Source organism: Actinomadura rugatobispora (genome assembly GCF_055379765.1).
This window is the reverse complement of sequence record NZ_AP029191.1, coordinates 5,795,576-5,811,558: the sequence shown is the minus strand read 5'-3', so window position 1 is coordinate 5,811,558 and position 15,983 is coordinate 5,795,576. Positions and strand designations below refer to the sequence as shown.

Below are 15,983 nucleotides of genomic sequence, written 5' to 3'. Positions count from 1 at the left end.
TCCGAGTCCTGATTCCCGTCAAGGACGGGCAAGGACCTGGCGGGCGGCCTTGAGCTGCTGATCCTTGCTGGTCTTGAGCGCCCGGAAGTGCGCTGCGTGCGCGCGAACGGCGTCTTGCTGAATGCGCTTCTCCGCCGCGGCCCAGATCGACACGAGATCGGTCCTCTCTTTGCACCGCACGTCCGTCTCCGCCGCCGTGATCTCCTGACGGGAGGGACCCCCGGCGTTCATCCACCGCTTGTCGGTGATGGCCGCGAGCGGGGCCGGGTAATGAATCCCCTTCTCCTTCATGCATGCGCTCCAGGCGCGAAAAGCCGCTACGACATCGCCGTCGCGCTGGGATCGGTCGAACGTCTGGCCGATCAGCTTGTTGAACAAGGGCGCGTCGACATTCGGGGCGCCCTTCGAAAGATGTTCGCGGGCCTGCTTCAAACATCCGACCGCGTCCTCGGCCGGATCGCCGTAGGCGGCACGCCGCGCCGCGGGCGACAGTTGCGCCCTTCGATCCTTCCGTGCCGCGTTGTACCGCGCCACCGATGGCCGGTCGAGGGGGGTCTGGTAGCCGAAGATGCGGGCGATCCGCGGCTCGATGACGCCGTAACGACGGCGGTGCTGCGGTTCGATGTCCTCAGCGGCCGGGAGAGGCACGACTTTCCACGGCATCCGCCGGCCACGCATGCAGTCACGGATGAGGAGATCCTCCGCGCCCTCGATCGTCACGGTCTCGGCCGGGGAGAAGTTGTACGCGTCGAAGGGGACGACGAGTGTCCGAGCCTCGTCACCTGGGAGCGGAACCTGCACGGCAGGCGCCGTCGTCTCGCCGGGTCGAGGAGGGGATTCCGCCGTCCCCACCGAGCAGCCACCGACCGCGACGACGAGAGCCGACACTGCGATCGTCAGCCGAACGAACACGTTGAGCTCCTAGAAAAAATGCGCCGAGTGCGGCGACGGACGCGTACTCCGCCCACCCTTGCGACTACCTCATGGAGCTCGCCTTGTTGTCGAAGCCGTTGTTGCTGAAGTCATCGTCCTCGCTGTTGGGCTTGGCGGTGTAGCCCACCGCACCCGAGCAGTTACTGCTGTCATACAGTCTTACGGTCCGGTCCGTCGTATTCGTCATCGAGCTCGCGCTGTTGTTCATGGGCTTGCCGCTCAGGCTGGCGCAGTGGCCGTCCGGCCAGAACACGAAATAAGTCCCGCCCCAGAAGTTCTGGTCGTCGTGCTGGTACAGGACGAAGTCGCCGTCCTGGGCGGAGACGTCGGCCGTGTCGGCCTGAGCGCTCGCATTCGAAGTGAACAGGGTCGTGGCACTCAGCAATAGAGTTCCTACGGCGAGAACGGTCTTACGATTCACGCGTTCATGCTCCAATCGATCGATTCACCAGGCGTTTGGCGAGCCCTCCCATAGGGCACGGGACTGGCAGCCATATCGCGACCTGCCTACGTCATGCGAGTGCTCATTACGTGAGCTGAAGGAGATGCCGCCCCCAGGATTGCCCTGTAGACCCTCACGCCGTCCCCTGGCACGCCGTCCGATAGCAGGACGCCCTACCTTCGCCGGGGCGCAACCGCTGAGCGCGAGCGCTGCCGCCCGGTTGAACTCACGTATGGGAGCCCCTCTCCTCGGTAGCTCTTGCAGGCCGTGCGCTACGGCTCTACACGAGACCGTTCGGTCATTGGCCGCAACCGCAACCGATCCCGGGCAGTCGGCTCGATCCCGGCGGGCGCGTTCCCCGTTCCCGGCCGTACCGATCAGCTCGGTCGTCATCAGCAGATCCGCACAGTCATCGACCGACGCGCCCTCCAGGTAGACGACCGGGTCAGCGTCGGCCGCGCAGGAGGCCGCGCCGGGGCAACTTGTGGCGGCTGTGTGCCGCGACGCTGCGGCGGGCCGACCGGGCTGAGGGGCGGGGTGCCGGTGGCCGGGGCCAGTGCGGCTTCCACAGGCTGTCCATGAACTGCCGGGGTGGCGCTGGCGGGGGTGGGCTTCGGCGCCATTTGTGGGCTTGGCTTCTGCTTGTCGTTACGGGGTTGGTGGGGGGCGGGGCGTCCTGCCTTGGGGTTTGGGGCGGGAGTCCCAAAGGTGCGGGGCGAGTGGAGCGAGGGGCGGTTCGGTGGGGCTGGGGGCGGTTCGAGTGGGGTGTGCGGCCGAATAAGCTCGGATCCGTGAACCGTGCGCCTCGCTGGCTGCTTCCGACCGTGCTGACCGCGCTGATCCTGGCCGTGGTCCTCGGTGCGCTGCTCGGCTGACGCGCGTGATCGGGTGGGTGGGGAACGGGGGATGATCAGGGGATGTCGCCGCTTCCTTCCCGGCTCGGGCGGGCCGGTGCCGCCTGTGCGGTGTTCGGGGCCTGTACCGGGTTCGCGGTCCCGGCCGCGGCCGACGAGGACAAGGTCGCCTTCACCGTGTCCGATCCCCGGATCACCGAGTCCAGCGGGCTCGCGGTGAGCCGCCGGCATCCGGGCGTCACCTACACCCACAACGACTCCGGCGGGGTCGCGCAGGTCTTCGCGCTGGGCCCGGACGGGCGGACGCGGGCCGTGCTCACGCTGGGAGGCGCGGGCGCCCGCGACTGGGAGGCGATGGCGGTGGGCCGGGACGAGCGGGGCCGGCCGGCCATCTACGTCGCGGACATCGGCGACAACCTGGGCGGCGCCTGGCCGTACGTGACCGTCTACCGCATCCCAGAGCCGGAGACGCTGCGCACCCGCACGCTGAAGGCGACCGCGTTCCGTTTCAAGTACGAGGACGGTCCGCGCAACGCCGAGACGATGATGATCAATCCGCGGACCAACCGGCTGTACGTCGCCAGCAAGCTGTTCACCGGCGCGGTGTACGAGGCCCCGGCGCGGCTCAGCACCAGTGGCAGCAACCTGCTCCGCAAGGTGGCCGACAGTCCGCCGTTCGCGACCGACGGGGCCTTCTCGCCCGACGGCCGCACGTGCGTGATCCGCACGTATCTCGGCGCGCGCGTCTACACGGTGGACGGGAAGGGCCGTCCAGGCCGGTCGCTGACCTCGGTGGGGCTGCCCTCGCAGGAGCAGGGCGAGTCGATCACCTACTCGGCGGACGGCCGTTCGCTGCTGTCGGGGTCGGAGGGCGCCCGGCAGCGGGTCTACCAGGTGCCGCTGCCGGAGAGCGCGCTGCCGCCGAGTCCGTCGCCCGCGGCGGCGCGGGACGGCGACGGCGGGGACGATCGGCGCGACTCGAGTTCCGCGGGCCTGGGCCTGATCGCGGCGCTGGCGGTGGCCGGGGGGCTGGGCTTCCTGCTCGTGCGCAGGAGATCATGACACCTGACCTCCGGGCGGCAAATGAGTGCGGTCGCGGTCGGATCGTGACGAGGAGAGGACGGGCCTGCCCGAACCCGTGTGAGGATGCGGACTGTGGAGCATGAGCTGGTGGGCCTGCGCGGGCCGGGCGGGCGGTGGCGCCCGGTGGCGGCGGGGCCGTTCGCCGCGGCGGCGGTGGTCCTGGCCCTGCTGCCGATCCAGCCGGTGTGGCTGTGGGTGCTGCTGATCGCGGCGGTGGTGGCGGTGCCGTGGCTGCTGGGGGCGGCGCCGGAGGCCCGCCGGAGGCGGCCGCGGCCGTACTGGCGGCTGTCGGGGGCGGGCCTGGAGCGGATCGGGCCGGGCGGGCTGACCATGGTGCGGTACGAGCGGTCCCGGATCGAGAGCCTGGCGATCACGACCGGGGACGGGGTGCTCACGGTCGTCCACAAGTTCGGCCGCACGGCGGTCGGGAGCCTGGACTCGATGGGGATGGAGCCGCTGCCGTTCTTCGTGACGGCGCGGCGGCTGGGCGTCCCGATCCATCTGCTGGACGGCGACGCGACCGACCTCGCCGACCCGGCGTCGGCCGACGCGCTCGCGGTGGCGGGCAATGATCCGGCGGCGGTGCTGGGGCTGCCCCGCCACCATGTCGCCGAGCAGCGGCTGCTCGACCAGGAGGCGGAGCTGCTGGCCGCCGCGCACGAGCCGCCCTCGGACGACGGCGGCGGGCCGGGCGAGGTGCGGCTGGCGACGCCCGAGCCGCTGCCCAGCCGGCGCCGGATCGCGCTGCTGGGCGCGCTGAGCGGGGCGCTGGGGGCCGTGATGATCGTGCGGACCGCGCTGGAGGGCACCGACGGGTTCGGGGCCCGGCTGGCGGCGGGCTGCTGGGCGCTGGCGGCGATCGCGGGGATGCTGGCGGCGCGGCGGCGGCTGCTGCGCGCCACGAGGACCGATTGGACGATCTCCGCCGCGGGCCTGGAGGTGCGGGCGGGGCGCCGTCCGGTGACGCTGCCGGCCGAGCGGATCGCCGCGCTGGTCGTCGGGCCCGGGCTGCGGCCCGATCCGCTGACCGGGGAGCCGCGGCGGGCCGATCCGGCGGTGCTGGCGTTCGACCACCGGCTGCGCATGATCGCCCGGCTGCCCGCGCACGGCCTGGACGCCTTCCAGCTCGCGCACGCCCTCGACGACCACGGCCTGCGGGTGGTCACGCCCGGGGCGCGGCCGCCGCGCACCCCCGAGTACGGCCTGGAGGGGCTGCCGGAGATCTTCGCGCAGGTGCCGGGCGGCCGGCTGGTGGTCGCCGACGGCGGCCTGGGCTGGGCGGACGCGGCGGGCGACGTGGTGCTGCGGATGCCGGAGGACCGGATCGGCGGGATCGAGCTGCTGACCATCGCCGGGCACGCCTGGGTCAGGTTGTACGACGCCGACGGCGAGGAGTTCTTCGCCGCGCCGCTGTCGGCGCTGCGGATCTCGCGCACCGATCTGCGGGAGGGTGCGCGGCGCGCCGGGCTGCCGGTGACGGACGCCGAGTACGACGCCTACCTCAGCGCCGCGTTCCACTCGGCGGTGGCGACGCTGTCGTCGGACCCTGAGCCGGCGCCGGTGGCAGCCGGTGGACGGGCGGGCCGGGGCAGGGCCGAGACCGCCGACGCGGAGTCCGGGACGGGCACGGAGACGCGGCAGAGTCCGGTGAGCGCTCCGGGGGCTCTCCTGGACGCCACCCGCCGCTCCCGGATCGGCACGTACCTGGTGAGCGTGCTGCTGTGCGAGATGATCGCGGTGCTGGGCGCGGTCTGGCTGGGCCCGGACCTGGGCGGGTTCGCGGTGACGGCGAGCTGGACGATGCCGGCCGGGGTGCTGGCGGGGCTGGGCGGCTACTGGCTGTACGACCGCAACCGGGCCCAGTTGCGCGTGTCCACGGCCGGGCTGGCGGTGGTCACGCGGCGGGGCCGGGTGGAGTGGGACCTCACCCGCGACCGGGTAGGCGGCGTCGGGATCGACGAGTCGGCCGACCGGATGCCGCGGCTGGTGGTGTGGAGCCCGGCGGGCCGGGTGCTGCGGCAGGTGGGGTTCCCGCCCGACCTGGAGGAGCTGCGCCGCGCCTGCGAGCGGTACGGGCTGCCGTGGGGGCCGCCGGACGCCGACCGTCCCGCGCCGCCGCCCCCCGAGCTGTGAGGCGTCCCCGCGTTCGGTTCAGGTTTTGGGTTCGCGCAGCGACCAGGTCTTGATCGACTCGTACTCGACCTGGGTGCGGCCCTTGGCGGGCAGCCTGCTCTCCATCAGGTGGACGGAGTCGGCCGTCCACGAGCTGCCGGCGAACGCCGACATCGGCTCCAGCAGCGGCCGCACGTCGACCGGGACGCGGCAACGCGCCAGTGTCAGGTGGGGCCGGAACGCGCGGTGCTTGTCGGGCGGGGTCCCGGCGCGCCGTCCCGCCGCGGAGGTGGAGGCGGCCAGCCTGGCCAGTTTGCGGCGGTCGCCGTACAGGCCCGACCACAGCACGCGGGCGTGCGCGCCGTTGCCGGGGAAGGCGCCGACCCCGGCCAGGGAGAGCGTCAGCCGCTCGTGCCGGGCGACGGCCCGGTGCAGGCGCGGCAGCAGCCGTTCCAGGGTGCGGTCGTCGACCTCGCCGAGGAAGGTCAGCGTCACGTGCAGCAGCTCCCGGCGGATCCAGCGCAGGTCGGACGGGCCGGGCCGGTACGGGGCGAGGAACTCGTCGAGCTCGTCGAGGATGTCCGGTGGAGGTACGAGCCCCACGAAGAGCCTCATGTGAACGTCCGGGAAACCACGCGACCAGCCTTTCGCAGGGCCGACGGTTTGTCACGCGGGTGCATCCGGTCGTCGACCCCCGGTAACACAAACGACGCCCCGGGGACCGCCGCCGCCCCCGGGGCCGGTCATGCCTCCGAGTTGGCGGGACGGCGGCGCAGGGCGCGGGTCAGGGCTGGACGCAGCCCGCCGCGGGGCACCGCGAGCAGCGCCACGGCCGACGCCGCGAGCATCGAGATCAGGCCGCCCAGGACGATGCTCAGCCGCGGCCCGAACTGCTCGGCCATCCAGCCGACCATGGGCGCCCCGAGCGGGTTGGTGCCGAGGAACACGAACATGTAGAGCGCCATCACCCGTCCGCGCATCTCCGGCGCGACGGTCAGCTGGAGGGTTGAGTTGGCGGCGGTGGTGAACGTCATCAGCACGATGCCGGTGGGGACCAGCAGCACCAGGAACGACCAGTAGTACGGCATCAGCCCGGTCAGCATCTCCAGCGCCCCGAACAGGATCGCGGCGCCGACGAGCACCCGCAGCCGCGGCCGGGTGGCGCGGCGGGCGGCCAGCAGCGCCCCGGTGAGCGCGCCGAGCGCGAGCATGCTGGAGGCCAGTCCGAACGAGGACGCCCCGGTCTTGAAGACCTCGCGGGCGACCAGCGCGATGGTGATCTGGAAGTTCATCCCGAACATGGCGACGAACCCGACGAGCAGGAGCACGAGCATCAGGTCGCGGCGGCCGCGCACGTAGCGCAGGCCCTCGCGCAGCTGCCCCTTGGCGCGCTTGACCGGCTCGGACGCGTGCAGCTCGCTCTCGCGCATCAGGTACATGCCGAACAGGACGGCGCCGAACGAGGCGGCGTTCAGCAGGAACACCGGCCCGGTGCCGAGCCAGGCGATCAGCACGCCGGCGACGGCGGGGCCGACCAGCCGCGCGCCGTTGAACGTGGCGCTGTTGAGCGCGATGGCGTTCGGCAGGTCGCGCTTGCCGACCATCTCCACCACGAACGACTGGCGGCTGGGATTGTCGACGACGGTGGCCAGGCCCAGCCCGAAGGCGAGCAGGTACACGTGCCAGACCTGGGCGGTGCCGGTGATGGCCAGGACGCCGAGGATCAGGGCGAGCAGCCCCATCGCGACCTGGGTGATCATGAGCACCCGGCGCTTGGGGTAGCGGTCGGCGATCACCCCGCCCCACAGGCCGAACAGGAGCATCGGCAGGAACTGGAGGCCGGTGGTGATGCCGAGGGCGGTGCCGCTGCCGTGCGTGAGGTCCAGGACGAGCCAGTCCTGGGCGACCCGCTGCATCCAGGTGCCGGTGTTGGAGACGACCTGGCCGGTGGCGAACAGCCGGTAGTTGCGCGTCCGGAGCGACCGGAACATGCCCCCGGTCGCCGCGCCGCCGTCCTCGTCCGGGACCTGGGGAGCGGCCTCGGCGGAGTCGGTCGCGACGGCGACGGCCTCGGCCTCGGCCTCGGTGGCCTCGGCGGCGGACGGCGGGGCGGTCAGGCCCGGCTGATCTTGTCCAGGATCGGCGCGGCCTTGCGCAGGATCTCCCGCTCGTCCGGGGTCAGCTCGTCCAGGCGGCGGGACAGCCACGCCTCCTTGCGGCGCCGCTCCTCCCAGAGCAGCGCGCGGCCCTGCTCGGTGGCGCTCAGCACCACCTGGCGGCCGTCCGTCGGATGCGGGCTGCGCACCACCAGGCCCTGTTCCTCCAGGAAGGCGATCACCCGGGTCATCGAGGGCGGTTGCACCTTCTCGTGGTCGGCCAGTTCCCTCGGCGTCATCGAGCCGTGCCGCTCGATGGCCGCGAGCGCGGCGAACTGGGTGAGCGAGAGCGGCCCGGCGCCCTCGGCGCCGGGTGCCCTCAGGGTGCGCAGGCGGCGCGACAGCCGGGCGATCGAGATGCGCAGGTCTTCGGCCAGAGCCGGGGCCCTGCCCCGGGTGTGGCGCGGATTCGGTGGCGTGCTCATGGTCGTTCGCAGAAGTCATTGCTTTTGCTAACGATACGCCGCGTTTGAGTATTCCGCGACGGTTCGCCGGCAATACGCGCGAACGCGCGCGACTTCACCCTCCGATCGCTGGTAGGACCGCTGCGCCCATCGTGCCATGCCGCACCCGCCGTCACGCCACCCCGCGGCACGCCGTTTCCGCAGCGCGCCGGCCCGCGGTCCGGCGGTCCGGCGTGCGTGGCCGGCGTCAGCCGACGCCGAGCAGCTTCTTGACCGGGTCGAGCGCGAAGTACACGACGAACAGCGCCGCGATCAGCCACATCAGCGGGTGGATCTCGGCGGTCCGGCGCCGCGCCGCCTTGATCGCCACATAGCTGATGAAGCCCGCCCCGATGCCGACCGTGATCGAGTACGCGAACGGCATCAGCACGATGGTGAGGAACGCCGGGAGCGCGACGTCGTAGTCGTCCATGTCGATGTGCCGGATCTGCGTCACCATCAGGAACCCGACCACCACCAGCGCGGGCGTGGCCGCCTCGAACGGCACGATCTGGACCAGCGGCGTGAAGAACATCGCGATCAGGAACAGCAGCCCGGTGACCACGCTGGCCAGCCCCGTCCGGGCGCCCTCGGCGACACCGGCGGCCGACTCCACGTAGGTGGTGTTGGACGACACCGACCCCGCGCCGCCGCCCGCCGCGCCGACCGAGTCGACCAGCAGCACGTTGCGGATGCCGGGCAGGTTCCCCTCCCGGTCGAGCATCTTCCCCTCGGCGCCGACGCCCACGACGGTGCCCATCGTGTCGAAGAAGTCGGCCAGCATGATCGTGAAGACGAACAGCAGCGCGGCCGTGATCCCGACCCGCTCGAAGCTGCCGAACAGGCTGAACTCGCCGAGCAGCGTGAGGTTCGGGGTGCCCACGATCTTGTCGGGCAGCTCCGGCACGTTGAGCTGCCAGCCGTCGGGGTTGATGCGCGGCTTGCCGCCCGGGCCGGGACCCGCGTTGAACGGTCCCACCTTGGCCAGCGCCTCCACCACGATCGCGAAGACGGTGGTGGCCACGATGCCGATCAGGATGGCGCCCTTGACCTTGCGGGCCACCAGCAGCGCGGTCAGCAGCAGGCCGACCACGAACACCAGCGTCGGCCACCCCGACAGGCTCCCCGAGTCGCCCAGCTGGAGCGGCACCGACGACGCGCCGATCTCGCCCGGGATGCGCCGCACGAAACCGGCGTCCACGAACCCGATCAGCGCGATGAACAACCCGATCCCGACCGCGATCGCCGTTTTCAGCCCGGCCGGGATGGCCCGGAACACCGCCACCCGGAACCCGGTCAGCACCAGCACCATGATGATCAGGCCCTCGAGGACGACGATGCCCATCGCGTCCTCCCACGACATGCCGGAGGCGATGCTGAAGGCCACCACGGCGTTCAGCCCGAGCCCGGCGGCCATCGCGAACGGGTAGCGCCCGACCACCCCCATGAGCAGCGTGAGCACCCCGGCCACCAGCGCGGTCGCGGCCGCCACCAGCGGGATCGCCGCGCCCGGCTCGGTGAGGTCGCCGAGGAACTGCCCGTCGTCGTCGGCCACCGTCCCGAGGATCAGCGGGTTGAGGACCACGATGTAGCCCATCGTGAAGAACGTGGCCAGGCCGCCGCGGACCTCGCGGCCCACGGTCGATCCCCGCTCGGAGATCTTGAAGAATCGGTCCAGTCCGGCGGCCGGGGGCTGCTTCTGCTCGTCGTCAACCGTCACGGGCGCAGAGTGGCAGACCGGGCGGCCCCAGGTGAACCCCCTGATCGGCACCGATATGGCAACGGATCGATAAGCCGTTCACCTCCCGGTGACACGCGGAACGTCGGCGCGGACCGCCCGGGGCCGCCGACTAATCTGATCGGCATGACCCGTGAGCGCCGACCCGATCCGCCGCCGATGCGGACCAACGACGTCCGCATCGCCCTGGCGGGCACCGCCGGGTGGGCGATCGCGCTGGTCGTGCTGCTGATCGTCGGGCTTCCCGAGCCCGACCGCTGGTGGCTGTGGGTGTGCGGCGTCGGGATCGCCATCGGCGCCTTCGGGACCTGGTACGTCCCGCGCCTCCAGTCCGCCCGCGCCCGGGAGGCCGCCGACCGGGCCGCCCGCCGCACCCGTTCCGAGGACTGACGCGAACGCCGGGCCGGGCGGGCCTATCGGTCTTCCAGGTCGGCTTCCGCCTGGAGGGTCGGGAGGGTGCCCGGGTCCCGGAGGAGCGCCTCGGCCTGCAGTCGGTCCTCCCAGCGGCCGGTGGCCCAGGCGAGGGCGCGGGCCAGGCCCCAGGGGCCGTCCGCGTGGATCTCGCCGTCGTCGCCGTACCACCAGGGGACGGGCTGGCCGTCCACGACGAGCGTGCGCGTCTCGTGGGCGGTGTAGGCGGCGGGCGCCTCCGGCAGCACGGCCCGTACCGCGTCGGGCACCGGCCGGGTCACCGCGCCGCCGCCGGTCTCGACGGCGCCGGAGACCTCCTCGCTCGCAAGGGGGAGGTCGAGGAGGGCGGCGAGCGGTCCGGCGTGGCCCGCGGAGGCGATGACCAGCGGCTGGCCGGTCAGCAGCGGCAGCAGGTCGGGCCGGTCCAGGACGAGCGCGTCGGCGGCGTCGGCCACCTCCACCCGGCCGTCCACGATCGCCCGGACGCGCTCTGGCGGCTCGTGCGCCTCCGGGACGGCGTCCCCCTCCTGGACGGCGGCCGTGTCGGCCAGGGCCGTCCACAGGGCGCTCAGGTGCGCGCGGGAGACCGTCCGGGACGGGTCCCCCAGGCGTTCCAGCAGTTCAGTGGCGCCGCCGGGCTCGTCCAGCAGGTCGGCGAGCGAAGTGCGGACGCCGAGGGCGAGGAGCAGCTCGCGGTCGTGGGGGGCGTCCTGCGGTACGGGGTCGTACAGCCCGGCGAGGAGGTCGTCGCCCTCGTCCAGGCGGAACTCTCCGGGACGGCGCCCGTCCAGGACGGGGTGGCGCCGCAGCCACCACGCCGTATAGGACGGCACGGCCACGCGCCGCCCGTCGTGAACGGTGACGTGGGCGGGCCGGACGACCGCCGCCCGCAGGTCGGGACCGGTCAGGAGCCGGAGCGCCGCGGGCCACCCGGCGACGAGTTCGAGATCGCGGACCGCCTGGAACTCGGCGACCTGGGGCGGGAGGTCCTGCGGACCGCCGAGCCTGGCCAGGGCGTCCTCGGCCCACCCGTCCTCGCCGTCGAGGTCGTGGGACTCGTCGAGGTCGGCCAGCGCGAACAGGTCGACGTCCTCGGCGCGGGCGAGGGCGAAGCCGTCCAGGACCCCGGCGGCGGCGAGGGTGTCCGCGCCCCACCGTTCGACGAGGTCGTCCGGGGCGATGCCGAAGGGCGCGTCGTCCGCCATCACCTCGCGCAGCGGGCTGCCGGGGAGCAGCAGTTCCCCGGCCGGGTAGAGATCGCCGTCGGCGCCGGGCAGCGCCAGCTCCGCCAGCCAGGGTGCCTCGCCCGGGTCAAGGTGCGCCGCCGCGACGAGGCCGAGCACGGCCGCCGCGATCTCGTCGGGGTCGTCGGCCTCGAAGGACCCCTCCACGGCCGCGCGCACCGCCGGGTCGCCGAGCACGGCGCGCGGCCCGGCCTCCACGGCCCCGAGCCGCGCCAGCAGCGGGTGAACGGCCTCCGGGTGGACGAAGCGCAGCCCCAGCGGCCCGCCGAGCCCGGACGGATCGACGCCGTCGGCGGCGATGAGCAGCCCGCGCGGCCCGCGCACCACGCGGCCCCCGCCGTGGACGTCGTCGGGCGCCAGCGGGACGGGCAGGGCGCCCAGCGCGTCGGCGGAGGCGCCGGTGAGCGCCTCGTACAGGCGGCGCCACCAGGCGGGCGGCCGGTCGAGGGCGGCCAGCTCGTCGACGACGTCGGCCAGTTCCACGCGGCGCACGCCCAGGGCGGTGAGGGCGGCATGCCGTACGGGCCATCCGACGGGCAGCAGGCCGGGCAGGACGACCTCGGCCCCCTTCCCCTCCTCGTCCGCGAGGAGATCGAGGAGCGCGGGCGTGGCGCCGTCCACCACCACCGCGTCACGGCCCCGCGCCCGCGCCCGCTCCCCCTCAAGATCGTCGTGGTCGCCCGCGACGGGCAGCAGCGGCACCTCGGGCAGGCGGTCGAGGACGGCGCGGCGGATGCGGGCGTCCAGCTCCCCGGCCGCCACCGGGCCGGGCACCAGGTCGAGCAGGGCCGGGGCGGCCGGAAGCCCGCGCAGCAGATCCACGTAGGCGGCCGCCGCGCGCTCGACCAGGTGGTCGGTGAGCGGGCCGGGGGCGACATGGCGGCGGTCGGGGGCCAGCGGGAACGAGGCGATCAGCAGCGCGGGCAGGCCGAGCCGCTCGTCGCTGGGCGTCGGGGCGTGGACGACGGCGGGCAGCCCGTCCGGCAGGGCGCCGCCCTCCGGCAGGGCCCACCGCACCTGCCAGGCGGGACGGGCCCGCTCCTCGACGGGCCGGTCGGCCAGCAGCTCGGGCGGGGCCGTGCCGTGCGCCTCCACCGTGCGCCAGCGGACCCCGTCGATCACCACCGTTCCGAGCGCCCCCTCGGCCGGGGCCGGGGCGGCGGTGAGGGTGCGGACCGGCGCCCCGTCGATCTCGATCTCCACCGTGCGCAGCGCCGGGAGCGCGAGGAGCAGCGCCGGGCCGACCTGGTCGAGCTGGGCGCGCACGGAGGCCGCCGCCGTCCCGTCGCGCAGCGGCAGCCGCACGGCCGTGTCGAAGCCCTCGGGGATCTCCGGCAGCGCGCCGGGCGGCACGGCGAACGGCAGGCGCAGCAGCGGCACCTGCCCGCCCCGCCGCTCCAGTTCCCCGGCCAGGGACGGGATGCCCGCCACCAGCGCGCGGGCCCGCTCCAGCGACCACTCCACCCCGGCCGGAACCCGTTCCGCCCCGGAAGCGATGGACGGCGCGTCCGCGACCGCCACCACCGCCGCGAACCCGACCCCGAACCGTCCGACCGATCCGGCCTCGTCGCGCTTGGCGGAGGCCCGCAGCGTGGACAGCGCCTCGACACCGGCCGCGTCCAGCGGCGCACCCGTGTTGACCGCCGTCAGCACCCCGTGCCCCGCCCCGGCAGCGGAACCGGCGGCGGTGTCCAGGATCAGGCGGAGACGGCCCGGAACCCCGGCGCGCACGGCGGCGTCGGCGGCGTTCTGCGCCAGCTCGACGACGACCCGGTCGCGGTAGCCGCCGAGGGCGTGGTCCTCCTCGGTGTTGGCGTCCTCCCGGAACCGCGCAGGGGACTCCGTCCAGGCGCGCAGCACCCGCTCCCGGATCGCGCCCGTCGCGAACGGATCGCTCTCGGCCGCGCCGTCGGCCGCCTCGGCACCGGTCACAGTGATCTTCACCACATTCCGCCGGTCAGCTGTGGCCCAGGGCCTCCTCGGCCTCGGTGTCCCGGATCTGACCGGCCGGGACGATGTCGTACCCGAGCTCGTCGATCACCGGCGGGCCGTGCTCGGACGCCGCCGGGATCGACACCGCCTCCGAGTGCGCCCCGCAGCCGTGGTCGGCCGACACCACCCGGCCGTCGTCGGGCGCGTACTCGTTGGCGCACACCCCGAACATCTGCCGCAGCTCGCCCGCAAGCGACATGAAGAACCCGCAGGTGGAGCACTGGGCGGGGGCCGACATCGCGATCGGCGCGCGCGGCCCGGCGATCCCGTCGTACCAGCGCGAGGCGGTCTCGTCGCGGCCCTCCCGGGACAGCACGCGGGGACGGCCGAGGCCCAGCTCCCACTGCGTCTCCTGGTCGGTGCCGTCGTCGACCTGCGTGTACCCGGGCGCGAGCCGGACGTCGTCGGACGGCGTCGGCAGCAGGTCGCCGGGGCCGAGATCGCCCGGCCGCAGCCGCTCCAGCCAGGGCACCCACTCGGGCGCCAGCAGCGCGTCGTCGCCCGGCAGCAGCACGCACTCGTCGACCGTCACGAGCTTGGCGCGGGAGGCCCGCGCCACGGTGACCGCCCAGCGCCACCCCCGGTAGGCCGGGTCGAGGCAGGTGAAGTAGTGCGTGACCACCCGGTCGGCCTCGGCCCGCAGGCCGAGATGCTCGCCCACGGGAGTCGGCCGGGCCGTCTCCTCCGCCGCCTCCCGGGCCAGATCGACGGCGCCCGCGCAGGCGGGGTCGACCACGGGCGTACGGGTGCGGCGGGCCGACCCGGTGGTGGTGCTTGCGGCGCCGGTGCGCGTACCGGAACGCTCGGCGCTGGGCTGACGGAGTGGGCTCACACTCCAATTCTCACCCATGGAACGACATGGCCGCGCACGCCACCCACCGCTTCCGCGCCACCGCCCGTCCCAGGCCGGTTTCCGCCGCCGCCGCACCGCGCCGATCGGGGGCTCTCCGGGAGTGAGGGCGGGGCAACGGCGGGAACGTAGTGTTCATCATGCGCCCAGGTCGTCCCGCTGGACGGCCCGGGCGGTCCAGGGGAGGGATCAGCCGGATGGGACTACGGGCGGGGGCCGACGCGGTGGGGCGTTCCGTACGCTCCGGCGCGCGCGGCGCCGCCCGCGTGGCACGGTCCACCGGGCGGGCCGCCCGCCGCGCCGGCGGGTTCACCCGCCGCGCCGCCAACGCCCAGGGCGCGGGCCGCAGCGGGCTGGGCACGCTGATCGAGTCCACGGCGGTCCACTCGGCCGGCGACGCGATGGTCGCGGTCGCGCTGGCCGGAACGCTGTTCTTCGGCCTGGACGTGGCGCAGGCGCGCGGCCAGGTCGCGCTGTACCTGCTGGTCACGATGGCCCCGTTCGCGCTGGTCGCGCCGCTGATCGGGCCCGTGCTGGACCGGATGCGGCATGCCCGCCGGTACGCCATCGCCGGCACGTTCGCCGCCCGCGGGCTGCTGTGCTGGGGGATGGCGGCCGCGGTGCCGCACGGCGACGAGGTCACCTTCCTGCCCGCCGCGTTCGGGGTGCTGGTGCTGTCCAAGGCGTTCGGGGTGCTGCGCGCCGCGGTGACCCCCCGGGTGCTGCCGGACGGCATCACGCTGGTGACGGCGAACGCGCGGGCGGCGTTCGCCGGACTGATCACCGCCACCGTCACGGTCCCGGTGGTGGCCGGTCTGGGCGTCCTGGTCGGCACGGACTGGCTGCTGCGGCTGGCGACGGCGACGTTCCTGGCGGGCGTGATCCTCACGATGCGCCTCCCCAGAAAGATCGACGTCCCCGACAACACCCCCGAAACCACCGACACCACCGAAACCGCCGAGGCCGCCGAACCCTCCGGGGCGGGCGGGGTGCCGGACGGCGATCGGCCGCGGAAGCGGAGAGGGAGGGCATGGCGGACATTGCCGCGCGTGGGCCCGGTGGTGTCCGAGGCGATGCTCGCGAACGCGGCGCTGCGCGCCTTCTCCGGCTTCCTGATCCTCTACCTGGCGTTCCTGCTGCGCGAGGAGTCCTTCGAACAGGTGGCGGGCAACGTGGCGCTGGGGCTGCTGGCGGGCGCCGCCGGGGCCGGCGGGCTGGCCGGCACCGCGCTCGGCGCCTGGATGAAGGCCCGCGCCCCGCGCCTGATCGTCCTGGGCACGCTGGCGTTCGTCACCGCGACGGCGGCGGCCGCGGCCGTGCTGTTCGGGCTGTGGGCGGCGCTGGGCGTCGCGGCGGCGGCGGGCCTCGGCCAGTCCCTGGGCAAGCTGTCGATGGACGCGGTGGTGCAGCGGGAGATCGGCGAGGAGGTGCGGTCCTCCACGTTCGCGGTCTCGGAGACCCTGCACCAGCTCGTCTGGGTGCTCGGCGGGCTGCTCGGGCTGGGCCTGTCGATCGTGGCGAGCGGCCGGATCGCGATGTCGGCGGTCGCGGCGGCGCTGGCGCTGGCCCTGGCCGCGCTGCTGATCCGCAGTTCGCGGGACGCCCGGCGGGCCCGGCGCTCCCGTACCGCGCGCGCCCAGGACTCGGCGGGACGGCCGTCCGGCCCGGCGCCGGCGGCCGGCACCAGCCCCGAGATCCGCGCCTGACACCCGTCCCGGAGCCGCG

The 15,983-nt window shown here is 74.1% G+C and carries 12 protein-coding genes; 4 read left to right on the top strand and 8 right to left on the bottom strand.

Annotated elements, in window-relative coordinates; all coding sequences use genetic code 11:
- Positions 1-18 precede the first annotated feature (18 nt).
- The gene (locus ACZ466_RS25965) at positions 19-912 is read right to left on the bottom strand and encodes a hypothetical protein (protein WP_378284367.1); all 894 of its coding nucleotides are present in this window, start codon (positions 910-912) and stop codon (positions 19-21) included.
- A gap of 64 nt (positions 913-976) precedes the next feature.
- Entirely contained in the window at positions 977-1,354 is a 378-nt protein-coding gene (locus tag ACZ466_RS25960) for a peptidase inhibitor family I36 protein (protein ID WP_378284368.1), read from the bottom strand.
- 938 nt (positions 1,355-2,292) lie between these two features.
- Between ACZ466_RS25960 and ACZ466_RS25955 the strand changes: the two genes are divergently transcribed.
- On the top strand, positions 2,293-3,291 hold the full coding sequence (locus ACZ466_RS25955) for a hypothetical protein (RefSeq protein WP_378284369.1): 999 nt from the start codon (positions 2,293-2,295) through the stop codon (positions 3,289-3,291).
- 93 nt (positions 3,292-3,384) lie between these two features.
- Complete coding sequence (locus tag ACZ466_RS25950) at positions 3,385-5,445, top strand: hypothetical protein (protein WP_464043967.1); 2,061 nt, start codon at positions 3,385-3,387, stop codon at positions 5,443-5,445.
- Positions 5,446-5,463: 18 nt separating this feature from the next.
- On the opposite strand, the gene thpR is transcribed toward ACZ466_RS25950, so the two are convergent.
- The 4 genes from thpR to ACZ466_RS25930 form a co-directional block, all read right to left on the bottom strand.
- Positions 5,464-6,039, bottom strand: coding sequence for an RNA 2',3'-cyclic phosphodiesterase (thpR, locus tag ACZ466_RS25945; protein WP_378284371.1), 576 nt, complete (start codon positions 6,037-6,039; stop codon positions 5,464-5,466).
- Between the two features lie 128 nt (positions 6,040-6,167).
- Positions 6,168-7,415 (bottom strand): MFS transporter, encoded by a 1,248-nt coding sequence (locus tag ACZ466_RS25940; protein WP_378284387.1) that lies wholly within the window; start codon positions 7,413-7,415, stop codon positions 6,168-6,170.
- 122 nt (positions 7,416-7,537) lie between these two features.
- Positions 7,538-8,005, bottom strand: a complete 468-nt coding sequence (locus ACZ466_RS25935) for a MarR family transcriptional regulator (RefSeq protein ID WP_378284372.1) — start codon at positions 8,003-8,005, stop codon at positions 7,538-7,540.
- A 226-nt stretch (positions 8,006-8,231) separates the two neighbouring features.
- Positions 8,232-9,743, bottom strand: a complete 1,512-nt coding sequence (locus ACZ466_RS25930) for an NCS2 family permease (RefSeq protein WP_378284373.1) — start codon at positions 9,741-9,743, stop codon at positions 8,232-8,234.
- A 144-nt stretch (positions 9,744-9,887) separates the two neighbouring features.
- On the opposite strand from ACZ466_RS25930, the gene ACZ466_RS25925 reads away from it, so the two are divergent.
- Positions 9,888-10,151 carry a DUF2530 domain-containing protein gene (locus tag ACZ466_RS25925; RefSeq protein WP_378284374.1) on the top strand — a complete coding sequence of 88 codons (264 nt, stop codon included), beginning with the start codon at positions 9,888-9,890 and terminating at the stop codon, positions 10,149-10,151.
- Positions 10,152-10,174: 23 nt separating this feature from the next.
- Here the strand turns inward: ACZ466_RS25925 and ACZ466_RS25920 are convergent, their stop codons facing one another.
- Together ACZ466_RS25920 and ACZ466_RS25915 are read right to left on the bottom strand one after the other, a co-directional pair.
- Positions 10,175-13,360 carry a sacsin N-terminal ATP-binding-like domain-containing protein gene (locus ACZ466_RS25920; protein WP_378284375.1) on the bottom strand — a complete coding sequence of 1,062 codons (3,186 nt, stop codon included), beginning with the start codon at positions 13,358-13,360 and terminating at the stop codon, positions 10,175-10,177.
- A gap of 13 nt (positions 13,361-13,373) precedes the next feature.
- Entirely contained in the window at positions 13,374-14,144 is a 771-nt protein-coding gene (locus ACZ466_RS25915; protein ID WP_378284388.1) for a DUF3027 domain-containing protein, read from the bottom strand.
- A gap of 311 nt (positions 14,145-14,455) precedes the next feature.
- Here ACZ466_RS25915 and ACZ466_RS25910 point away from each other — a divergent pair, with 311 nt between their 5' ends.
- Entirely contained in the window at positions 14,456-15,964 is a 1,509-nt protein-coding gene (locus ACZ466_RS25910) for an MFS transporter (RefSeq protein ID WP_378284376.1), read from the top strand.
- The last annotated feature ends 19 nt before the right edge of the window (positions 15,965-15,983 follow it).